The organism is Marinicrinis sediminis (assembly GCF_042685085.1).
Lineage (GTDB): Bacteria > Bacillota > Bacilli > Paenibacillales > KCTC-33676 > Marinicrinis > Marinicrinis sediminis.
Genome location: NZ_JBHUMM010000007.1, coordinates 20,894 through 43,923, shown reverse-complemented (window position 1 = coordinate 43,923; position 23,030 = coordinate 20,894). Strand labels below are relative to the sequence as shown.

The window sequence follows — 23,030 nt, the reverse complement described above, 5'->3', positions numbered from 1 at the left end:
TCTCCAGTGTGTAAGCCTTTTCAATTATAATAGTAGAAAAGGAATGTTCCCCACCGTATAGAAAGATTGCTCACTACAGCGAAGGGGTCAGACATCAGGGGGTGGGACGGGATGCTGGGACGGCTTGGAAAACAGCCAATTGTACAAATGGCCTTGCTTGTATTCTTGCTATCTGGCATGTTGCATGCGGGCACAGAGGTGAGAGGGATGGCGTTCAAAGAAGAAACAGCAGTCGCCACTTTCACGGCTTCTGGGTTGATGCCAGGCACGCTGTCGGTGATGACCTATAATATTCGGCACGCGTGGGGGCTGGATCAGACAGTGGATGTGGAACGGATTGAGAGAGATATCCGGCAAATGGATGCAGATATTGTCGCTTTGCAAGAGGTGGATCGCTGGAATCCAAGGAGCGGCTTCCAGGATCAGATCGGACGACTGGGGGAGCGGCTGAATATGGCCTGGGCTTTTGCTCCCTCGTTGAAGCTGGGATTTATGGAATACGGCAATGCCATTCTCAGCAAGTATCCGATTGAATCCGCAGATGTGCATGTACTGCCGGGCAAGACAGAGAAGCGAACGATGCTGTCCGTGACCGTGCGCGTAGATCAAATGCCGGTACAAATATGGACGACGCATCTTGGGGTCAGCGAGGCGGACCGACAGCAGCAATTTCCATTGCTCATGACAGCGCTGGAGCAGACAGATGATTCGCCGCACGGACAAGGGGAACCAGATCTGCTGATGGGTGATTTCAATATGCTGGACAGCCATCCTCTCATGCAGGCAATCATGAAGGGCTGGAAAAAGGCGAGACCGGAAGGACTGACCGCCACCGTGCTGAGCGGAAGGGAACTGGATCATATTTTCTACCGGGACAAGTGGAGACTCTTGCAAAGCGGGGTGAGGGTAACCGAATCCTCTGATCATCATGTTGTATGGGCCCGGTTTATCCGGCAGGATGCTTGGCTGGATGCTCCGCCTTCCCCCATGCCTTCGGTGGACGTTCGTGCTACAATAAGGGTAGCGCATTCTGAGGTTGGGAGAGTTCGGAGGGATTTATGATGACGATGGGTGTAGCCCGGCAAAAACAGCAACTCCGAGAGAAATGGCGACAATGGCGAGAGACCCTGTCCCCGCAGGAGCATGCGATCAAGTCTGAGCGAGTGTGCAGCCGATTGATCGACGTATTGGACGGCCTCCGGACAAGCAGCACAGCTGATACTCCTGGAGACCATTCACCGTTTTCAGTCTTTACCTTTGTACCGTATGGTTCGGAGGTGAATATCCGCCCTGTGCTGGAGTGGATGTGGGGGAAAGGGATACAGGTCATTTGCCCGATCTGCATGTCGGACAACCGGATGACCTTGCACGCGGTTTCCGGATGGCATGCATTAAGACCGGGAAAGTGGGGGATATTGGAGCCGGACAGGTCTTCTCCGGGACCGTTGCTATCCCATGAACTGGATATGCAAGCCGTGATTTTCCCTGGCTTGCTGTTTGATCTTGATGGTCGGCGGCTAGGCTATGGCAAAGGCTATTATGATCGCTGGTGGGCACAAGCGGTTCAAACGATACAGGCGAGACAAGCGGATGATTCTCGGTCTCTGACGGAAGAGGGAGAACCGCTAAAGATCGGAGTTGCCTTTCGAGAACAGCTCCTCGACCACATTCCAAGGGATACGCATGACGTGGTTATGGATCTGGTTGTCACAGATGAAAATTCACAATATTGTTAGAAGGAATTTTGACAGATATAGTTTCCTGCATGAAAATGCAGTACAATAATAGCGAGACATCAGACAGATACTGACATCAACAGCATATCGGATAGATCCATAGATAGAGACGAATGGCAACATCGATCATTTTGGTGAGAGATCGGAGGCATATGGATGAAGTGGAGGACAGCGATCCTGTCGATCAGCAGCCAGCATGGATTGACAGGAACCGAGGACACCAGTTCCCAGGTCATCAGGGAATTAGTCGAAGAAGAGTATGGCAGTGAAGTGGTGGACTATCGGGTGGTGCCGCATCAGATGGAGGATATCATTGCAGCACTGATCGAAATGAGTGATTACTTTAAGGCGGATCTGATTCTGACGACAGGCGGCAGCGGATTTTCACCGCGTGATGTCACGCCGGAGGCCACGAGAAAAGTGGTGGAAAAGCTGGCTCCCGGGATCTCGGAGTGGATTCGCTATCGCGGATTTATGCAGGAAGCGGACTATTATAGTACGGATCGTGGCATAGCCGGCATCCGCGGACAATCGCTGATTGTGAATTTGCCCGCCGAGCCCAAGCAGGTCCATGAGAGTCTCAATGCCATTTTGCCAAAGCTTCCAGGTATGATCCGTGTCCTTCAACAGACGGATCGTGTACAGGACGAGCTGGAGCCGTTTTGATGAAATTTGGACAGACCAGCATGATTCGCATTGTACGATCACTTTACAACACAATTTGAGATACAGCACGATGAGGAAGGAGGAAAAAGAGAATGGGATTAGGCAGTATTGGTGTACCGGGACTTATTCTCATTTTGATTGTCGCACTGCTTTTATTTGGACCGAACAAGCTCCCTGAGCTGGGCCGGGCATTTGGCAAGACGATCAAAGAATTCAAAAAAGGCACAAAGGATTTGCTCGATGATGAGGAGGATCAGAAGTCCTCTGCCAGCAAATCCGAAGGGAAATCTGAATTGGAATCGAAGCAGGAGACGAAGAAGGAATCTCGTCGCTTGCCGGAATAAAATCGAAGTGCAGGTTGGTGGACGTGAATGAGCAGTCAGCCAGAGATGACGTTTGTAGACCATTTACATGAATTAAGAAAGAGAATCATGCGAGCGGTAATCGTGCTTGTCCTGACGATGGTGGTCGGACTGATCCTGGCCAAGCCGATTATTACGTATCTAAAAGGTGTTGAACCCGCTTCCCAGATCAACTGGAATGTGTTCTCGCCATGGGATTCCCTGCGCATTTACATGAATGTTTCGTTCTTGTTCGCGTTTTTGGTTTCTCTGCCTTACTTGCTCATAGAGCTGTGGGGATTTACGAAGCCCGCACTGAAGAAACATGAGCAAAGTGCGACCATTGGTTACATCCCTGCTGCGGTCCTGCTTGGCCTGGTAGGCCTTGCCTTTGCTTATTTTATTGTGTTTCCGATGGCGTTTTATTTTTCGACAACGGTAACGGACAGCCTTGATCTGACAGAAACGTACGGCATATCGCAATATTTTTCATTTATGTTTAATATTCTGATTCCGATCACCCTGCTGTTTGAACTGCCGATTGTGATCCTGTTTTTGACCAAAATTCGCATTCTGAATCCTTTTCTGCTGAAGCGATTCCGCAGACTGGCCTACCTGATCATGGTGGTGACAGGGGCTCTGATTACCCCGCCTGATATGATCTCCGCTGTTGTGGTCTCCCTCCCGCTAATCCTGCTCTATGAATTAAGCGTATGGATCTCACGTCGGGTGTACCGCAAGCTGGAGGAACAGGATCGGGAACGGGAAAAGGCGGCAGAGGAGATGGATGAATCACAGTGAGTTCTGTGAACCCTGTGAACTCTGTGAACTTTGTGAATCTGTGAATGCCTAGATACGTGTGGTGATAAATACCCGACAAGAGACAACGGTATTCTCTTCTCTCTCTGTCGGTCAGGCCGCTCCCAGGAGGAATCCGGGGGCGGCTTTTTTGTGTATGTTTCGGCTTTGTTTGGGAGAGTCTGCTTAAGGTGTGCAGATTATAAAGTTTTTCATTTGACCTCTTGCATTCTAACTCTAAAATCAGTAAACTAATAATTGTTGTTAGCACTTGAAGAGTTCGAGTGCTAAACAAGTCAAGTTTAAAAAAATACATCATAACATTCCATTAAGGAGGCGCATTTTCAATGATCAAACCTTTAGGCGATCGCGTAGTCATTGAACCAATCGCGAAGGAGGAGACTACAGCAAGTGGTATCGTACTTCCAGACACAGCTAAGGAAAAGCCACAGGAAGGAAAAGTGGTAGCAGTGGGCAGCGGAACACTGAAAGATGGTGAGCGCATTGCTTTGGAAGTGAGCGAGGGAGACCGCGTGCTCTTCTCCAAATATGCCGGAACTGAAGTGAAGTTTGAGGGTAAAGAGCTTTTGATCATGCGTGAAAGCGACATTCTTGCTGTACTGGCATAAAGACCGCTCATCCTTAGACGTTTGATGCTTGCGTGGTACAGGGATGTTACGTAACGATAGAGAGTTGAAAGACTGAGTTTTATATTCATGAACAATGGAACAATGAACGAATAACTAGGGAGGTTGTTTACTCATGGCAAAAGAGATTATTTTCAGTGAAGATGCTCGCAGAGCAATGCTGCGTGGTGTAGATGCACTCGCAAATGCGGTAAAAGTAACATTGGGACCAAAAGGACGCAACGTGGTTCTGGAGAAAAAATTCGGAAGCCCGCTTATCACGAATGACGGGGTGACCATTGCAAAGGAAATCGAGCTTGAGGATGCTTTTGAAAACATGGGTGCTCAGCTGGTTAAAGAAGTAGCAACCAAAACAAACGACGTAGCCGGTGACGGTACGACAACGGCTACTGTATTGGCTCAAGCGATGATCAGAGAAGGTCTGAAAAACGTAACAGCTGGCGCAAATCCAATGGTGATGCGTAAAGGAATCGAGAAAGCGGTAAGAGCAGCAGTTGAAAAGCTGCAGGACATCTCCAAGCCAATCGAAGGCAAGCAAAGCATCGCACAAGTTGCGGCGATCTCTGCTGCTGACGATGAAGTAGGCGAACTGATCGCAGAAGCGATGGAGAAGGTTGGAAAAGACGGTGTTATTACCGTAGAAGAGTCCAAAGGATTCGTTACGGAGCTGGAAGTTGTAGAAGGGATGCAATTCGATCGCGGATACATTTCCCCTTACATGATCACAGATACAGACAAGATGGAAGCCGTATTGGAAGAGCCATACATCTTGATTACCGATAAAAAAGTAACCAACATTCAGGAGATTCTGCCTGTTCTGGAGAAAGTCGTTCAACAAGGCAAGCCGCTTCTGATTATTGCAGAAGACGTAGAAGGGGAAGCGCTGGCTACATTGGTCGTGAACAAACTGCGCGGAACGTTCAACTGTGTAGCGGTTAAAGCGCCAGGCTTTGGAGATCGCAGAAAAGCAATGCTCCAGGATATCGCAGCGCTGACAGGCGGTCAAGTGATCACAGAAGAATTGGGTCTGGATCTGAAATCCACTTCCATGGATCAACTGGGTCGTGCGCGTCAAATCCGTGTAACAAAAGAAAACACTATCGTGGTGGACGGTTCTGGTGATCCACAGGATATCGCAGCTCGCGTATCCCAAATCAAAGCTCAATTGGAAGAAACCACGTCCGAATTTGATAAAGAAAAGCTGCAAGAGCGTCTTGCTAAACTGGCAGGCGGCGTAGCGGTTATTAAAGTTGGGGCTGCGACTGAGACTGAATTGAAAGAGCGCAAGCTTCGCATCGAGGATGCTCTGAACTCCACTCGTGCAGCTGTGGAAGAAGGTATCGTAGCTGGTGGTGGTACGGCTCTGATGAACGTCTACCAGGCAGTTGCAGCGGTTGAAGCGGGTGGCGATGAGCAAACAGGTGTGAACATGATTCTGAAAGCACTGGAAGCACCGGTTCGCACGATTGCGTCCAATGCGGGTGTTGAAGGATCGATTATTGTGGAGCGTCTGAAAAATGAAGCTGCTGGCGTAGGATACAACGCTGCTTCCGCAGAATGGGTTAACATGATCGAGAGCGGTATCGTAGACCCTGCGAAAGTGACTCGTTCCGCGCTTCAAAATGCAGCATCCGTTGCTTCCATGTTCTTGACGACAGAAGCTGTCGTAGCCGACAAGCCAGAAGAAAACGCTGGCGGCGGAGGCATGCCTGACATGGGCGGCATGGGTGGCATGGGCGGTATGGGCGGCATGATGTAATCGAGCCATTATCGAAGTCATTCGATGATGAGCGACCGCGATTAAGCGGTAGGCTCGATTGCCGATGGAGCACAGAAAGCTCCATGAGGAAATGAAGGCTGTGAAGCTTTTAAGGCAAGGGTTTCTCTTCAGAGAAACCCGGATTGCCCACATTGTGTATAATGAAGGCACCTCAGAGTGATGGAAATCACTCTAAGGTGTCTTCTGTTTTTTTAAGAAAGGGACATCATATATTAGGCGTATTCCCACTAGATTTTGCCCATAATTGCTTGACACACACCGCACCCGTTGGTCACTGGTTGCATGAACTGGTTTGTGATACTGTAAAGATATTGAAAGGTACTTTCAGAAGGAGCACTACATGTTACATTCACTCAAGCCAAAGCATGTCGGTATCATCGGAAGTATCCTGCTGATCTTCATGACATTGCTCTTAATCGCCTATGCTCAATTATTGCCCAATCGCGATGCTCCGCGAGCCGAGCGTGGACAGCTCGATTTATCGAATTGGAATTTTGAAGCAGCTGGACAGGTATATCTCAACGGACAATGGGAGTTTTACGAAGAGCTACTGTATCCAGCAGATTTTACAGCCCGAACGCCCGGTCACCCATCCTATTTATCTGTTCCAGGTATTTGGACAGGGAAAACACGTAACGAAGGGATGGATCGCAGAGGCTATGGTACATATCGGCTTACGATGAAGCTGAACGAAGCGGATAAAGTTTTCGGATTGAAAACGAAAAATATTCGGATGTCTCACCGCCTGTATATCAATGGACAATTGATGGGTGAAAGCGGTACTCCTGCTGCTGGCGTAGCAACATATAAGCCCGGCAATACGCCGTATACGGTGTTTTTTCAAAACGATACGAATGAAGTGGAAGTCGTGCTGCAAGTGGCCAATTACCATTTTCCCACAGGCGGGGTCGTGAATGCGATCTCGTTCGGGCTGCAGCAGGATCTGATCATACAAAGCGGGATGGAATTTGGGCTCGATTTAGGCATTATCATTATGCTGGCTATATTCAGTGTTTATCATTTGGGTCTCTATATACTTGTGCGCAGGGATAAGAGCTATTTGCTCATTGGACTCTTTTTATTATCCTGCGTATGCTTCCATCTGTTGTATGGGGAAAAGATATTTCAAAGAATGTTTCCTGACTTTTCTTTCGTTTTGACATATAAACTGATAGAGCTTAGTATTTTTTCTATATTTACACTATTCATTATGATTCTTTTTTCTGTCAATGATCGTTTACTTTCATCAGAGAAGTTAAAATGGGTAGTCACTCCATTGGTTATGTATTTGGTGACAGTCGTGGTCGCTCCCTATACGTGGCATATGGATGTGCGATACCTTTTATTTCTTTACATGGGACTGATCTTTCTTTATTTCATCATCAAAGGGATTGTGTTTTTCCCGCGAACAGCTTATGATTCAGCGGATCGTATAGAAGTGTTATTGTTTATAGCTGGAAATGTGTCCATTATTGTGTTTATTGTGAGTGGACTGCTGTACAGTGAAAATATGATTCCGCATGATTTGGCCGGAAAAGGCGGCTTAGTCAGCTTTATTATCATCATCAATATTTTGTTGATGATCCGGTTTTCCAATGCTTATGATAAAAATGAACTGCTTACCCAGCAACTGCGCATGTCTAATCAGCTCAAGGATGAATTTTTAACGAGTACATCCCATGAGCTGAAAACTCCGTTGCACGGTATTTTAAATACGGCTGCCCATATGCTTGAGGATGAACAGCAGCCCTTATCTGACAAGCAGCGACATCATCTATACCTCATTAAGGATACCGCTACGAAGCTGTCCATGTTGATTCGTGATCTATTGGACGTAACGCAATTAAAGCATGGACAGCTGCGGCTAAACCGTGCTGCGGTAGAGGTTAAGGTTGCGGTGCAGATGGTACTGGAATTATTGCAATTTGAATTGACGGGTAAAAAGGTTACTCTCATTAACTCGGTTGAGCCGAATATTTGGGTGCATGCGGATGAGAATCGGATTAGGCAAGTGCTGTATAACATCGTGTCTAATGCCATCAAGCATACAGAAGAAGGCACGATACAGGTTACTGCCCATGTGGAGGCCAGCCAGACTAGCATTGCGGTAACAGATACGGGCGCAGGGATGACGAACGATCAGCACGAGCGAATATTCGATTACTTTGTGCGGCTGGATGAAAGTCGTCTTCAGGACGATTCTTCGGGAGCGGGGGTAGGTCTGTACATTAGTCGTAAGCTGCTCGAGCTGATGGGCGGGGAAATTTGGGTCGATTGGTCCGAGGTTGGACAAGGTACACGAATGAAGTTTACGCTGCCGAGCAATCCGTTTCCGGAGAGCTTGTCCGAAGCAACGGCTGCTACAGCTGCTACAGCTGCTGAATATCCTAAGCAAGTACGGAATTATCCCAATAAGGAGTTAGACATTATAGAGGTGCATGATCATACGATTCTGATCGTCGATGATGAGCCCTCGAACATTCAAGTTCTTTTAAATGTATTAAGTTCAAGCTACAATGTGCTGACCGCTTTTTCAGCAAAGGAAGCAATGGACAAGCTGCGACAGCATCATGACGTTGATCTCGTCATTTTGGACGTGATGATGCCGAGCACTTCGGGAATCGAATTGTGTCGAACCCTTCGAGCTAGCAACACGCTTCTGGAATTGCCTATTTTACTGGCTACGGTCAAAGACGCTCCGCAGGATATCATGATCGGCTTTGATGCGGGCGCGAATGATTACGTGACAAAGCCGTTTGAAGGGAATACCTTACTTGCCAGAATCCAAACATTGATCTCGGTAAAAACGTCGTTGCAGGAAGCTTTGCAAAATGAATATGCCTTCTACCAGGCGCAGATAAAACCGCACTTTTTGTACAATGCGCTCAGCAGCGTCATTTCCTTCTGTTATACGGATGGGGAGAAGGCCGCTCATTTACTGTCCCGGATCAGTCAATATTTACAGACTATTTTGGAGCTGGATCGTTCTGTACAATATGTTCCTTTGCAGCAAGAATTGGAGCTGATTGAAGCGTATGTGGAAATAGAAGAGGCTCGTTTTGGGGATCGGTTTGAATTTCACATGCACGTTGATAAGAGCCTTCAGAACGTAACCATTCCTACCCTGTGTATTCAACCTTTTGTGGAAAATGCAATTCGGCACGGTTTGTTTAAAAAGGAAGGAAGGGGTAAGGGAGTGCTTTGCATGAAGGATCAAGGGGATCGTATCCAGATAAAGATTGAAGATAATGGCGTAGGCATGTCCCAGGCGCACATAGCGTCCATTTTCGAAGATAAACAGGTGGGGCGGGGAATCGGAATTGTGAATATTAGGAAAAGGATGCAGGCCATATCAGGAGCGGAGCTAAAGCTGTATTCCGAGCCGGGAAGCGGAACGATCGTCACATTGCTGTTGCCAAAGTAGAGGGGGATCACATTGTTTGAGGTCGTTATTGTAGAGGATGAGCAACCAATTTTAACTTTAATGGAGCTGTTGATTGGCCGCAATACGAGCTTCACTGTGAAGGGCGCTTTCACGAATCCGCTGGAGGCGCTGGCATGCTTGCATGAGCTGAAGCCGGATGTCTTGTTTCTGGATGTGGAAATGCCTGCGATGAGTGGGCTTGAGCTTGCACAGCAAGTCATGGAGCATTCTGAGCATACACACATTGTATTTACAACGGCGTACAAGCAATATGCATTGAAAGCCTTCGATGTGGATGCGCTGGATTATATCGTAAAGCCGGTCACACCAGAGGCGATAGAACGAGTAAGAAACCGGTTGGTGAAGCAGCGTGGCGGAATGAAAGACAAGAACAGCGCTTCTGCAATGATACCGATTCGCAGCTTTGGAGGCTTTGAGGTTTGGGATGCGCAAGGTAAGCTGGTGCATTTTCCTACCCGCAAAACGGGAGAACTGTTTGCTTATATGCTGTGTCATGCGGACAAGGATATCGATAAATGGCAGCTGGTAGACCTGCTTTGGCCGGATAAGGACGGGGAACGCGCCTTACATAACCTTCATAATACGATTTATAGAGTGAAAAAGGTGCTGCTGCACTGCGAGCTTGGGATGAACTTGGTCAAAACAACACAAGGTTATATGCTGGAATCGGGTAATGGTCTATATGATCTAAAAGCGTTTCAACAAGCAGGCTTTGTGTGGGAAGCTGCGACTTTTGATAGAGCGCGTTCCGAACAGCTCTATTCATGGTATCAAGGAGCTCTGTTCGCCGGTAAGGAGTATGTATGGAAGCTTCCGCTAGAAGAGCAATTTCGTAATGTGTATGAGCGGCTTGTGCGCATGCTAATGCGGGATGATCTGTTGCAAGGAGAACAGGAGAGTGCAGAGCAGCGTTTCCATGCTTGCTTGACTGTTGAACCTGATCATACGGAGCTGCATATTCGATTGCTTGAGATTTATGCGGGAAGTGTACACAAGGATCGTATGAGGCGGCAGTATGCGAGCTTGGAAGCGTTTTATCGCGAACAATTGGGAGTGGAACAACTGAAGGAGCTTAAGCGTAGAGCGGCTTCCATATTAGAATGAGATCGTCTGACTCTGATTGTCACTTCTACCATTCCTTCTTGTGAGAATCTTGTGAGACCGGTTTGTTAGAATAAACTGGACATGAATAAGGCAATCAGAAGGAGTGTAGTCAGATGTTAAAGAGGGGTAAGCATAGCTTCAAAGCATGCATGTATGTACTGCTTATGATCGTCATCCTATTTGGAGGACAACCCGTATTTGCGGGCGTTCAGACTGCAGAAGCTACGATTAACTTTGGTGAAAAAATCGTATTGTCCACTGATAAGTTTGGCAGTTATGATATTGTATCGATGGGTGAGGATGATGACGGAACGTTACATGCAATGGGTGGGCAGTATAATGGCGGGTATCGAGTGTCCACCTTGAGAGATCTAAGGGGGGCTTTGGAGTATGAAGTGTTTAGTGGTGATACACATGATATTTATGGTTCCAGCTTGGTTGACCTCGACAATGACGGTTACTTGGATCTCGTGACGGCTGGTCCGAATGGGGAAAATTTTGTATATCGTTGGAATGCAACAGATGACCGCTTTGATTTAGTAGATACGGTACCGCAAATTGGGTCTGCATTTTTTTATGGTAAAGGTGTTGTTTCTGGCGATTTTACCAATGACGGTAAAGACGACGTATTATGGATTGAACGTTCTAATCCAGATACTAATCTGTATTTAGGTATTAACAATGGCACAGAAGGGAATGTTAGCTTTTCTTCTGTTACTCAAGTCTTGAGTACGGAGCACGTTACGAATTTGGGCAATCCCAACAAAGCTACAGGCGATTTCAATGGCGATGGACATCTCGATTTTATTATGGCAATCAGTGAAGCCGGGGCCTCTTATGCCATCGCAATCGGTGATGGGAACGGGAATTTTTCTTTGGAAGCTGAACCGACTAGCGGCGATACATTCATTGGCACACACGTTTCCGTAGGGGATCTGAATCAAGATGGAAAAGATGATTTTGTATTAGTACGCACGGATAATAGTAATAGAAAGCATGAGGTGCTGCTGTATTACCGGAACAGTGCGAATAATGGGTTTGACAAAATAAAGCTGCGTGAAGAAGATGAATATGCTGTAGGAGAAGCTAAGCTCGGCGATCTCAATAAGGATGGATTTCCTGATCTTGTGCTGACCCCAGTGCAGTTTGGGAGACAACTCGATGTTCATCTAAATCGCGGGGGTTCCTTTCAGACCGCTCCAGACTGGACAAAGAATGTGGGTCATATAATTGATCAGATTTTTCTTTATGATATAAATTCTGACGAAACGGTAGATATCGTGACTTCTAATAATGATGGGATCAATTATTACCCGCAAGCAGCACTGCCCACCGCATCGCCAACGTTAAGCGGAACAGCCGCAGTAGGACAAACCTTGACGGCATCATCCGGCTATGCGGATGCGAACGATGATGCCGAAGCAGGAACCACGTACGCCTTTTATCGCTATGATGCAGACGGTGTGAGCAATGAAACAGAAGTTCAAGCGGCATCGACAACGAACACGTATACAATTCAATCAGCCGATATAGGGAAAGTGATCAAGGTGAAGGTGGTGCCGAAAAACGCGAACGAAACGGGAAGCGAGGCCACGAGTGCAGCCACAGCCGTCGTCTCTTCCAATGACGCTGAATTAAGCGGGCTAACCGTAAGTGAAGGTACCTTAAGTCCCGTCTTCTCATCGGATCAAGTCAATTATACAGTGAGCGTCAGCAATGAAGTGACAAGCATCACGGTGACACCGACATTGTCCGATGCCAACGCCAGTGTCACCGTCAATGGAACGGGTGTGAACAGCGGCGCGGCATCCACGGCGATCAACCTGAATACAGGGGATAACACAATCACGGTGAACGTCACGGCGGAGGATGGCACGACTACGGGTACATACACCGTGAAGGTTCATCGCGATGCACTGCCCACTGCATCGCCAACGTTAAGCGGAACGCTCACAGTGGGACAAACCTTGACGGCGTCATCCGGCTATGCAGATGTGGACGGTGATGCAGAATCAGGAACCACGTACGCCTTTTATCACTATGATGCAGACGGTGTGAGCAATGAAACAGAAGTTCAAGCGGCATCGACAACGAACACGTATACAATTCAATCAACCGATATAGGGAAAGTGATCAAGGTGAAGGTGGTGCCGAAAAATACGATTGGAACGGGAACAGAGGCAAGCAGTGCAGCCACAGCCGTCGTCTCTTCCAATGACGCTGAACTAAGCGGGCTAACCGTAAGTGAAGGTACCTTAAGTCCCGTCTTCTCATCGGATCAAGTCAATTATACAGTGAGCGTCAGCAATGAGGTGACAAGCATCACGGTGACACCGACATTGTCAGATGCTAACGCCAGTGTCACCGTCAATGGAACAGGTGTGAACAGCGACGCGGCATCCACGACGATCAACCTGAATACAGGGGATAACACAATCACGGTGAACGTCACGGCGGAGGATGGTCTGATATCCCAAACATATACGATAACTGTAGACAGAGCTTACTCCAGTAATATGCAGCTAAGCAGCATCGAGAGCAGTGTGGGAACCTTAAGCCCGGTATTTTCACCTGATACGGATACTTACTATATCCATGTAGATAATCATGTAGACAACATAACAGTAACAGCTGATGTCTATGATGAGCATGCTACCTTGAGCATGGATGGGCAAATCACGAGCACGAAAACCATCTCGCTATCAACAGGAAACAACGTAATTCCCATCGTTGTAACAGCCGAAGATGGGGGACAAAAAACGTATACAGTAACAGTGAACCGTGCCAAATCAAGCATTGCCGATTTAAGCAAACTGATCGTGGACAAAGGCGTATTAACACCAAGCTTCTCGCCTGCAGTTGATTCATATCGTGTAGAGCTCGCAAACGTAGAAACAGACATCACGGTTACAGCGGCTGTGTATGAAGTAAACGCGACATTGACCATTCATGGAGAGGCAATAAGCACGAAGACAATCCCGTTAACTCCGGGAAATAACCTCATTCCTATTGTGGTTACGGCCGAGGACGGTACCACAAAACAATATGAAATTGAAGTGAACCGGGCAACAAGGAACAATTCTAGTGATAGTGGATCAGGTGGATCGGTAGAAGAAAGAACTGTGAATGTGGAAAGTGGTAACAAAGGATCAACAGTATCCAAAACAACGATCAAGAGAACGACAGCAACGGATGGGAAAGTTACCGATGCAGTCACATTAACAGAAGAAAGCGCCAAGGAATCGGTTAAAGGACTAACCGAGCAAGGGGATCATACCGCACGTATTGTGATTTCAGATCCGGAGGATAACGCTGATGAAGTTCACGTATCGATTCCGAAAGAAGCACTCAGCGAGCTTAAAAACGGAAAAACAAGCCTAATTATTGAAACAGAGAATGCGACTCTTTCCATAGCGAACAGTACGCTATCTCAATTCGATGAAGACCTCTATTTCCGTGTCATTCCTATCAAGGAACAATCGGAAAAAGAAAAAGTCATAGAAAGAGCGAAGAAGGAAAAAATGGTGCAGGAAGTAGCCAAGGATCGGGAAATTGCTGTATTGGGCAGACCGGCAGAAATTGAAACAAATATGCAATCCCAACCGGTCACGATTACCTTGCCCTTACACTCGGAGGATGTACCTGCCGATGCAGCAAGCAGGCAACAGCTTCTAGATAACCTTGTAATCTTTATCGAGCATAGCGATGGAAGCAAGGAGCTGTTGCAAGGAAAGCTAGCAACGCAAGCGGACGGTTCAATGAACGTTACCTTTAGCATTAACTATTTCAGTACCTTCACCATGGTATACATGGAAGGTGCAGATACGTATTTTGCCCAGCTTGAGGAAGAAGAAAGCCACCTCATCCATCATGCGTATATTGCCGGATATACAGACGGGACCTTTAAGCCTGACCGGAACATTACACGAGCTGAATTGGCAACTATACTTGCAAGGAACTTACCCGACGCGGAACAAAATGATGAGAGTGAAAATAAAACATTCTCTGATTTAGCATCGAGCCATTGGGCCTATGAACATATTCAAAAGGTCGCCCGACATGGCATCATGCAAGGTTATACAACGGATGAGTTTAAGCCCGATCAACTGATGACAAGAGCAGAGATGGCAGCGATCGCTTTTCAATGGCAGGGCTTGGAGGCAACTGGAACGCACAACTTCACGGATATAGAAGGCCACTGGGCAGCCGATATGATCTCCGCTCTAGCTGACACTGAAATCATGATTGGCTACCGCGATGGAAGCTTTCAACCGAACGAAGCCTTGAGCCGAGCGGAAGCCGTTACCGTGATTAATAAACTGCTAGGAAGAGGTCCGTTAACAGAGGTTCCAGCTCCAATCTGGCCAGATGTTCCAACGTCTTACTGGGCGTATGAAGACATTGCGGAAGCATCAATGGATCATATGTTTAGAATTGAAGGGGATGTAGAAATATTTGTTGAGTAGATCAATGAAGTAATGTGTAGCTGCCATGAATTCAAGTTCATGGCAGATACAGTTTTTGTGAGGCTAATCATCAATGTGGATGTATTTATCAGATGGTGTCGCAATTTGAAGTTGCATGCAAACAAAAGCTAACGCAATGAAGTAAAAAACGTAAACTTGGGTTCAAGCTGTTACGGTTTGTTACCTTATGGGATACATGATGTAATCAGGCTCCTGGAGCCTTGTGCATCAACGATTCCTCCTCGGAGGAACGCCGTTTAATCCGTTTGACCATCGTTTAACCCTATAAAATAAGTAAAGGCTTCTCACGTGTTCAAAAGTTTGAACGTGCTGAGAAGCCTTTTTATTAACCGTTACGTTATTCATCAAGTAACTGAATTAATTTTTTATCAAAGGTATGAATGGTATGTCCACCTATCTTTGAATAGGAAAAGAGTAGTGCATCGACAAAATCAATTTTTATTTCACTGTATTTCTTCAGGGCTTCAACTAAGATGTTTCTGTCATGAGTTCTTATGTTGCTATAGGAGAGTAAGTTCCACAGCGAGTCAAAAATATGGGCTCGTTCCACTTTGTACACTTTTTCCAATACATAAACGACTTCCGCAATTACCTCATTGGGAATAAAGATGTTTTGGTCTTCCATCTTTTCTCTGGCTTGCTCTAAGAATTGCTGGGCATCTTGAAGCAAATATCTCAATATAATATTTGCGTCAACGATATTCATGTTTATCCTGTACACCCTTTGCCCAAGCGTCTTGTTCAAGTTGGAGCAAATCCAGGTTAGCGTATTGTTTTAATGCTCCTCTGGCCGTGGGTTCCACTCTTGGGGTTTTCTTAGAAGAAAATGGGTCGTGAATAGGCAATATAATTAGCTCAACGTCTTGGTTCCTAAGGTCATCAGGAAGGTCGACGATGTTCTTTAAAGCATCGCTGTTCGTCACTTTTCTAATAAAACTCATGGAAATCACCATCCTTATATTAAGTATAACTTATTGAGAAACAACACTCAATTGGGGAACTGGAGTGTTACGATAAAAATACGGTAGAAAAACGAATCGTCGAAGAAGCTTGTTGCATTTGAAGTTGCGTGCAAACAAAAGCAAATGCAATGAAGTAAAAAACGTAAACTTGGGTTCAAGCTGTTACGGCTTCTCACGCGTTCAAAAGTTTGAACGTGCTGAGAGGCTTTTTTATTATTCTGTTCCCCCTCTGGATGATTTTGATCAAATATCAGCGATGGAATGTAGTATCTGAATTTTCAATGCTACTATATCTAGATCCTTATACCTATATGAATAAAAAATTATGTCTAATTTTGCTGACAAATGGTATAATTGACCAACAATGAAATGCTTGTTTCTGAAAACATGTAGTCCAATAGGAGGGGGTATACGAAGCGAAATTCATCAAGGGTCATGATAGAAGCGTGCTGTTGTGGCAATTAAGATATTGCATCGAAGTCAATTACATAATGGAGAGGAAAAACAATGACAAAAAGAAAATTCAACAACGAACAGTCCAAAAGAGCCATTGCATGGGTGTCGATTTTAGCGTTTTTCGTTTCATTCTTTGCCCCGTTAGGCGGGATCGAAAAAGTCAGTGCCTCATTCGAAGCAATTACGGGCCTGAATACGCCAGTTGGATTCGATTATTATAACGGAGAAGTGTATGTGGCTCAGGCTACTCCAGGTGGTTCTATCGTTAAATTTGATTCTACCGGAACCAAGACGGACATTGTGACGGGTGTGCATCCTCTTGCTGTGACGGTTCATTCTGACGGTCATCTATTTTACAGAGCCAATAGTACGGTCTATGTGATAAAAAAGAGTGAATTAGATACCCGAACAGACACGACCCAACCGGGAGTCGAGTTATTTGCTTCACAAGTACAGCTTACTGGTATGGAATTTCATTCGAACGGAGATTTATATATCGCGGCTGGTACTTACGTCTGGAAAATACCAAAAGCCAAAATCGATACATTTCTAGCTGATGCCAATCAAAAGTTAATTTATTCAGATGGTCCAGGTGGAACAACAGATAAAATTGAAGTCGTGAAAACACTTAGCTCTCCCAATCATCCCTATGATATCGAATTTGATCCAAACGGCAACCTCTATATTGTCGCAGCGGAAGCCGGAAGATTTGCCAAAGTAGATCGTAGTTCCTTGGAAGGGGTTCACGGGTTGATTTAGTAGATAGTGATTATATCTCACTTTCGGGTGTTGGGGGTATAGCCTATGATGAAAATGGCAAGATGTATTACGTCAACCTTTCGAATGGTTCGATAGGCCGCAACAGCGCGTACGATTCAACACCACCAGCACCAGCAGCACCTGCAACACCAACAGGGTTAACAGTATCTTCTGCAACAGAGACAACCGTAGATCTGACCTGGTCGAACCAAACGGATGATAACGGAGGTTACAAGATCTACCGTTCAACGACATCCGGTGGCTCATTCACTGAAGCGGGTTCAACAAATGCAGACGTGGCGAATTACCAAGATACAGGTTTAACAGGGGGAACGACGTATTACTATCAGATTTCAGCAGTACATAATGCGGCTGAAAGTAGTCCAACAAATGAGGTTTCCGCTACAACCACCGTTCCTGATACAACCCCGGTCGTCGCAATTGGAACCGACGGAATCACAGAGCCAGCCGGTGGACAAGACGATGGGATCATCAATAAAGTAGAAAGTGAAAGCAACTTTACAGTAGATGCGAAATTTACCGATGCTACTTCTGATACGGGAACGATTTATCTAGTACCGAGCGGGAGTTATGCGACTGAGGCTAACTTGCAAGCCGTGGATATTGCAGCTGTATCTGCGCCGTTAAATAACACGGATTATGATTTGACCGTTACAGCTAACTCATTAACAGACCATACGCAATATGACTTGTATGCCGTTGACGCAGATGGTGATGTATCCAGTCCGGTAAAAGTGTTTGACACAGACTTTTCCATAACCATTACATCATCGGGCACCGGCGACTTGGTTGCCGACATCAGCATTGTAGAAGAAACGACAACGATGGATCCAACCTACGGTGATGATAACGGTAAGATTGTCGTATCAAGCGGACAGCTCACTTCGACGGATGGTGAAGCCTTTAAAGTTGAGCGATTTTTTGACTATTTACCAGACGGGGAAATAGACCCAACCACCATTGAACATACCTATAGCAATCGTAACCCTTATGTATATGGAAACGGTCAGTATGGTGCTTCTTACAATGGAGATCTTTTAACGGGATTAGACAGTGACGGGACAGGTTCAACGGGTGGATATATCTTTACGAATGAAAACTATCATGCTTATATTCGTTTTGTTGACCAAGCAGGAAATCCGACCGTTTGGTATTTCGTTAATCAAGATGAGAAGAACAGCGCACCGACAAATGTGATGTTAGACAGCCAACATATAGATGAAGGAACCGGAACAAATGTAAAAGTCGGAACCTTGTCTACAACGGATGATGATCAAGGCGATACGCACACGTACACATTGGTTTCAGGTGAGGGTGATACGGATAATTCTTTATTTGATATTGCCAATACAAATGAACTCGTTGTGAAAAATCGATCTTCCTTAACGGCAGGTCAAACGTATTCCGTTCGCATTCAGACGAACGATGGGAAGGCTGAATTTGCAAAGTCCTTTACCATATCCGTAAACGATGTTCAGTTACCACCTGCATACGAATCAGATTTGTCGGATGGCAGTCACACGGTATCGATCGACGAGACTGTGAATGCCGGAGTCTTGATTTATGATGTGGATGCCAATGACGGGGATGGAGGAAATACGGATACGAACGTGACCTATGCCATTACGGATGGCAACACGGATGTAGATGGAGACAGCACCTTGCCATTTGCCATCGATCCGAATACAGGTGTAGTCACGGTACAGGATGCTGGTGACTTGGATGCAGAAAGCGGGACGACAAGCTTCAGCTTGACCATCCAGGCGAATGATGGTGAAGCTACCCATAACCTGAGCACGGCCGCATTAACCGTTAATCTAAATGATATTTCACCGCAGGTTACGGCAAATCAAAGCTTCTCGGTGGCTGAAAGTGAGACGAATGGCGCGACCATCGGAACCGTAGCAGCTACAGGAGATGATGATTCGGTTACCTTTACGATTCAGAGTGGCAATACCGGCAGCGCTTTTGCGATCGAGGCCACAACAGGCGTGTTGAGCGTAGCGAATACATCCGCGATCGATTATGAAGCCAGTACGAGCTTTGCCTTGACCGTGCGTGTAAGCGATGGCACGAATCATGCTGACGAGACGGTGAGCGTGAATGTTACAAATGATAATGAAGCACCGAGTGATATCGCATTGTCAGTTAGCCGTGTGAATGAGAACGAATCCTCGGGTACACTGGTCGGAACATTATCTGCAACAGATGAGGATAGCGGAGACACGTTCACTTTCAGTTTGGTGAGCGGCAGCGGTCATACCGATAACGCAAGCTTTGTGATTGAAGGAACGACGTTGAAGACAGGTGCTTCATTCGATTATGAAACGCAAGACACTTACAGCATCCGAGTGCGTGTTACAGATCGTCAAGGAGCATTCTTTGAAGAAGCCTTCACGATTGCCATTCAAGATGTGAATGAAACGCCAACCGGTGTAAGCTTAACCACCAGCAGCGTAGATGAAAATGTGGCATCAGCCACAATCATCGGTACCTTGACCGCGACCGATGAGGATGCCGGGGAGACGTTTACCTACCTGTTCGCAAACGGAACGGGAGACACGGACAATACCAGCTTTACAATAGATGGCAGTACACTGAAGACGAATGCGGTGTTTGACCATGAAGTCAAGGACAGCTACAGCATACGCGTTCGTGCCACGGACAGTGCCAACAACCTCTATGAGGAAGCTTTAACGATCCGTATTCAAGATGTAAATGAGACACCGACCGACATCACCTTATCCTCAACAGAGGTGAGGGAAAACCTTTCAGTGGGTGCGATTGTGGGGGCTCTAAATACGGAAGATCCTGATCAAGGAGATACCTTTACGTATACGTTGTCAGCTGGAGGAGACCATTTTTCAATTGAGGGAAGCAACTTACTGACAAAAGCGATCCTGAATTACGAAGCAAAGTCTAGCTATGACATCGAAATAAATGTAACGGACAGCGGCGGAGCGACTTATACAAAATCATTTACGATCCAGGTCATAGACATGAACGAAGTGCCTCCAAAGCCAGCAGACAATGAGGTCGAAGTGCTTGTAAATGGTAAAGTGGAAAAGGCGGGCACTGCAACGACAGAGGAAGTAAAAGGTCAGAAGGTGACCCGTGTTGTTGTAGATGAAGCGAAGCTGCAGAAGCGTCTTGAGGAAGAAGGTATGGGCGCAACCATTACAGTACCGTTCAATCCGGATAGCGATGTGGCGGTTAGTGAACTGAATGGACAGATGATCAAAAACATGGAGCAGAAGCAGGCTGTTGTCGAGATTCGCAAAGGAAATGCATCCTACACCTTGCCGGCTCAGCAAATCAATATCGATGTGGTTTCAGAGCGGTTCGGCACAAATTTGGTACTGCAGGATATTAAAATAAAAATCGAAGTCGCTGAATCACAGGAAGATACGAAGCGTTTGGTTGAGCATGCAGCGAGTCGAGGCGGTTTCACGGTGGTGGCGCCACCACTTGATTTTAAAGTGCAAGCTGTATATGGGAATAAAACGGAGGAAGTGACGAAGTTCAACGCCTATATCGAGCGTACCGTCACCATACCGGAAGGCATGGATCCCGATAAAATCACGACAGGTATTGTGGTTGAACCAGATGGAACGGTCAGACATGTGCCAACAAAAGTGATACAAACCGATGGCCAGTATGTTGCGCAGATCAACAGCTTGACGAACAGTACGTATTCGGTAGTCTGGCATCCCGTAGCATTCAAGGATGTAGAACAGCACTGGGCGAGAGAAGCTGTAAACGACATGGGCTCTCGTATGGTTATCAGCGGTATCGGTCAAGGCGAGTTTCAGCCAGACCGGAATATTACCCGAGCTGAATTTTCGGCCATCATCGTAAGGGGATTAGGACTGAAATTGGAAAGTGGCACCGTGCCTTTTGCAGATGTGGAGCCAGCTGTCTGGTACCATGATGCCATCCATACGGCTTACGCAAATGATCTCATAAGCGGTTTTGAGGATGGTACCTTCCGTCCGAATGAAAGCATCACGCGTGAACAAGCGATGGTGATTATGGCCAAGGCCATGAAGCTGACAGCTCTGACATCCAAGCTTTCATCACAATCCGCAGAGGTGGTATTACAGCCATTTGAAGATGCAGCAAATGCTTCAAGCTGGGCGGCAGAAAGCGCTGCTGCCAGCGTACAAGCAGGAATTGTGTCGGGTCGGAACCAGAACCAATTAGCACCGAAAGCATTTGTTACAAGAGCTGAGGTTGCGATGATGATGCAGAGACTATTGCAAAAATCTGATTTGATTTAGTCAACAAAGCCCCATCCATTTTCATTCACATGGATGGGGCTTTGTGATGGGCTAAACGTCTTCATGGGCATCTATGACAGCATGTGCCCGATATCGGAGGCAGCGGTCGGATAGGCATAGAGCATCTTCTTCAAATCTGTGATCGGAATCTGAAATTGAATCGCAGTGGCAAAATGGTTGATCAGCTCATCGGCTTCGTTGCTGATCAGATGCGCGCCCACAATACAATCAGACGACCTGTCAATGAGCAACTTATAGGCCGCGATTCCTTCGTTCGTTCTTTTGTAGGTGAACCAGTCTGTCGTTTCCTCGTACTTGACTTCAATCGTGTTACTGGATGCCGGTATGTCTTCTTCCCGCATGCCGACCGCGGCGATTTTTGGAATGGTGAAGACGACAGTTGGAATCACGGGATAATCTACGGTCTTGCTCTGCGCTTCCAACAGATTGGCTGCCACGATATGCGAATCCATACTGGCGACAGGGGTAAGCGGAAGTCCTCCGGATGAGGCGGCATCCCCGGCGGCATATACATGTGGGTTGCTCACACTTTGCAAATATTCATTTACTTTTACGCCCTGCTTGTCTCGTTCCACCTGTCCTTTCTCCAATGCCATATCGAGCGCAGGGATTCGTCCTGCCCCATGGACGACCATATCGGCTTCGATCGACGTTTGCTCCTCTCCTTGATCCAGCATCACCTGGTAGGCATTGTCCATCTGCTCAATGGCGTGAAGACGAGCATTCAGGTGCAGCTGGATGCCGAGCTTCTCGGAGTGCTTCAGGAGCAGATCTACCAGGTCGTGATCGAATGCACCCAATGGTTGCTCATCCTTGTGGATGATATGCACTTCAGCGCCAGCTCTGGCGGCTATATGCGCAAATTCGAAGGAAATAAAACCTCCCCCGACAAATACAATTCGTTTCGGCAATGCTTGCAAATCCAAAAATGCCTCACTGTCGATCAGATGCTCTTCGCCCTCAATACCAAGTGCAGCAGGCTCTGCTCCGGTGGCAATGAGGATATAGGTTCCCTCCAGCACTTCATCATCAACCCGCAAGGTTTTTTCATTTTGAAAAATGGCCTTCCCATGGTACGTATCTATTCCCTGATCATGCAGCATCGATTCCTTGTTCTCCGAAACCCCTTCCGTGAAAGTGCGTTTGAACCGCATCAGATCCTCCCATTTCATGGAGGCGCTATTCGGAACGCCTTTATCCTGCATGCGTCGGTTCCAATCTATCAATTCAGCGGCTCCTGCCAATACTTTTTTGGGGTCGCAACCTCGCAGAGCACAAGTTCCTCCAAATGGTTTGTGATCTATCATGGCCACACGCCACCCTGCCTCTGTACACTTTCTTGCAGCAACGGACCCGGCAGAACCGGAACCGATCACAATCAGATCGTACGTTTTCAACTTGATCACTCCTTATCCATCATGCTTTCTGACTCTATACGCATTCTTTGTCACAACCATTCGAACTGAAACAGGATCTTCTATCCATCCGGAGGGAATGCAGACCGAAAAAACCGCTATAGGATACGGG

The 23,030-nt window shown here is 46.7% G+C and carries 15 protein-coding genes; 12 read left to right on the top strand and 3 right to left on the bottom strand.

What is annotated here, in order from left to right:
* Positions 1 to 111 precede the first annotated feature (111 nt).
* The 10 genes from ACFSUC_RS04275 to ACFSUC_RS04230 all read left to right on the top strand — a co-directional run bounded on the left by ACFSUC_RS04275 (position 112) and on the right by ACFSUC_RS04230 (position 14,983).
* Entirely contained in the window at positions 112 to 1,062 is a 951-nt protein-coding gene (locus ACFSUC_RS04275) for an endonuclease/exonuclease/phosphatase family protein (protein ID WP_379928251.1), read from the top strand.
* Positions 1,062 to 1,736, top strand: a complete 675-nt coding sequence (locus ACFSUC_RS04270; RefSeq protein WP_379928250.1) for a 5-formyltetrahydrofolate cyclo-ligase — start codon at positions 1,062 to 1,064, stop codon at positions 1,734 to 1,736. The genes ACFSUC_RS04275 and ACFSUC_RS04270 overlap by 1 nt, the downstream gene beginning before the upstream one ends.
* Before the next feature lie 156 nt (positions 1,737 to 1,892).
* The gene (locus ACFSUC_RS04265) at positions 1,893 to 2,402 is read left to right on the top strand and encodes a MogA/MoaB family molybdenum cofactor biosynthesis protein (RefSeq protein ID WP_379928249.1); all 510 of its coding nucleotides are present in this window, start codon (positions 1,893 to 1,895) and stop codon (positions 2,400 to 2,402) included.
* 92 nt (positions 2,403 to 2,494) lie between these two features.
* A complete protein-coding gene (gene tatA, locus ACFSUC_RS04260; RefSeq protein ID WP_379928248.1) occupies positions 2,495 to 2,746 on the top strand; it encodes a twin-arginine translocase TatA/TatE family subunit in 252 nt (83 codons plus the stop codon).
* Between the two features lie 27 nt (positions 2,747 to 2,773).
* Positions 2,774 to 3,544: a twin-arginine translocase subunit TatC gene (tatC, locus tag ACFSUC_RS04255; RefSeq protein WP_379928247.1), complete on the top strand. Its 771-nt coding sequence runs from the start codon at positions 2,774 to 2,776 to the stop codon at positions 3,542 to 3,544.
* 344 nt (positions 3,545 to 3,888) lie between these two features.
* Positions 3,889 to 4,170 carry a co-chaperone GroES gene (gene groES / locus ACFSUC_RS04250; protein WP_379928246.1) on the top strand — a complete coding sequence of 94 codons (282 nt, stop codon included), beginning with the start codon at positions 3,889 to 3,891 and terminating at the stop codon, positions 4,168 to 4,170.
* Positions 4,171 to 4,303: 133 nt separating this feature from the next.
* Positions 4,304 to 5,947: a chaperonin GroEL gene (gene groL / locus ACFSUC_RS04245; RefSeq protein ID WP_379928245.1), complete on the top strand. Its 1,644-nt coding sequence runs from the start codon at positions 4,304 to 4,306 to the stop codon at positions 5,945 to 5,947.
* A 361-nt stretch (positions 5,948 to 6,308) separates the two neighbouring features.
* Positions 6,309 to 9,392 (top strand): hybrid sensor histidine kinase/response regulator, encoded by a 3,084-nt coding sequence (locus ACFSUC_RS04240; protein WP_379928244.1) that lies wholly within the window; start codon positions 6,309 to 6,311, stop codon positions 9,390 to 9,392.
* A 12-nt stretch (positions 9,393 to 9,404) separates the two neighbouring features.
* Positions 9,405 to 10,517: a response regulator gene (locus tag ACFSUC_RS04235; protein WP_379928243.1), complete on the top strand. Its 1,113-nt coding sequence runs from the start codon at positions 9,405 to 9,407 to the stop codon at positions 10,515 to 10,517.
* Positions 10,518 to 10,630: 113 nt separating this feature from the next.
* A complete protein-coding gene (locus ACFSUC_RS04230) occupies positions 10,631 to 14,983 on the top strand; it encodes a cadherin-like beta sandwich domain-containing protein (protein ID WP_379928242.1) in 4,353 nt (1,450 codons plus the stop codon).
* Between the two features lie 358 nt (positions 14,984 to 15,341).
* Here ACFSUC_RS04230 and ACFSUC_RS04225 read toward each other — a convergent pair whose 3' ends face one another.
* A complete protein-coding gene (locus ACFSUC_RS04225; protein ID WP_379928241.1) occupies positions 15,342 to 15,710 on the bottom strand; it encodes a PIN domain-containing protein in 369 nt (122 codons plus the stop codon).
* The gene (locus ACFSUC_RS04220) at positions 15,697 to 15,945 is read right to left on the bottom strand and encodes a hypothetical protein (RefSeq protein WP_379928240.1); all 249 of its coding nucleotides are present in this window, start codon (positions 15,943 to 15,945) and stop codon (positions 15,697 to 15,699) included. Before ACFSUC_RS04220 ends, ACFSUC_RS04225 begins: the two co-directional genes overlap by 14 nt.
* 528 nt (positions 15,946 to 16,473) lie before the next feature.
* Between ACFSUC_RS04220 and ACFSUC_RS04215 the strand changes: the two genes are divergently transcribed.
* Positions 16,474 to 17,181: a hypothetical protein gene (locus ACFSUC_RS04215; protein WP_379928239.1), complete on the top strand. Its 708-nt coding sequence runs from the start codon at positions 16,474 to 16,476 to the stop codon at positions 17,179 to 17,181.
* Between the two features lie 62 nt (positions 17,182 to 17,243).
* Positions 17,244 to 21,482, top strand: coding sequence for a cadherin domain-containing protein (locus ACFSUC_RS04210; RefSeq protein ID WP_379928238.1), 4,239 nt, complete (start codon positions 17,244 to 17,246; stop codon positions 21,480 to 21,482).
* A 71-nt stretch (positions 21,483 to 21,553) separates the two neighbouring features.
* Here the strand turns inward: ACFSUC_RS04210 and ACFSUC_RS04205 are convergent, their stop codons facing one another.
* On the bottom strand, positions 21,554 to 22,906 hold the full coding sequence (locus tag ACFSUC_RS04205; RefSeq protein ID WP_379928458.1) for a dihydrolipoyl dehydrogenase family protein: 1,353 nt from the start codon (positions 22,904 to 22,906) through the stop codon (positions 21,554 to 21,556).
* Between the last annotated feature and the right edge of the window lie 124 nt (positions 22,907 to 23,030).

Coding starts and splice junctions, on each gene's coding strand:
- ACFSUC_RS04275 (WP_379928251.1), top strand. CDS start 112: ATGCTGGGACGGCTTGGAAAACAGCCAATTGTACAAATGGCCTTGCTT.
- ACFSUC_RS04270 (WP_379928250.1), top strand. CDS start 1,062: ATGACGATGGGTGTAGCCCGGCAAAAACAGCAACTCCGAGAGAAATGG.
- ACFSUC_RS04265 (WP_379928249.1), top strand. CDS start 1,893: ATGAAGTGGAGGACAGCGATCCTGTCGATCAGCAGCCAGCATGGATTG.
- tatA (WP_379928248.1), top strand. CDS start 2,495: ATGGGATTAGGCAGTATTGGTGTACCGGGACTTATTCTCATTTTGATT.
- tatC (WP_379928247.1), top strand. CDS start 2,774: ATGAGCAGTCAGCCAGAGATGACGTTTGTAGACCATTTACATGAATTA.
- groES (WP_379928246.1), top strand. CDS start 3,889: ATGATCAAACCTTTAGGCGATCGCGTAGTCATTGAACCAATCGCGAAG.
- groL (WP_379928245.1), top strand. CDS start 4,304: ATGGCAAAAGAGATTATTTTCAGTGAAGATGCTCGCAGAGCAATGCTG.
- ACFSUC_RS04240 (WP_379928244.1), top strand. CDS start 6,309: ATGTTACATTCACTCAAGCCAAAGCATGTCGGTATCATCGGAAGTATC.
- ACFSUC_RS04230 (WP_379928242.1), top strand. CDS start 10,631: ATGTTAAAGAGGGGTAAGCATAGCTTCAAAGCATGCATGTATGTACTG.
- ACFSUC_RS04225 (WP_379928241.1), bottom strand. CDS start 15,710: ATGAATATCGTTGACGCAAATATTATATTGAGATATTTGCTTCAAGAT.
- ACFSUC_RS04220 (WP_379928240.1), bottom strand. CDS start 15,945: ATGAGTTTTATTAGAAAAGTGACGAACAGCGATGCTTTAAAGAACATC.
- ACFSUC_RS04215 (WP_379928239.1), top strand. CDS start 16,474: ATGACAAAAAGAAAATTCAACAACGAACAGTCCAAAAGAGCCATTGCA.
- ACFSUC_RS04210 (WP_379928238.1), top strand. CDS start 17,244: ATGTATTACGTCAACCTTTCGAATGGTTCGATAGGCCGCAACAGCGCG.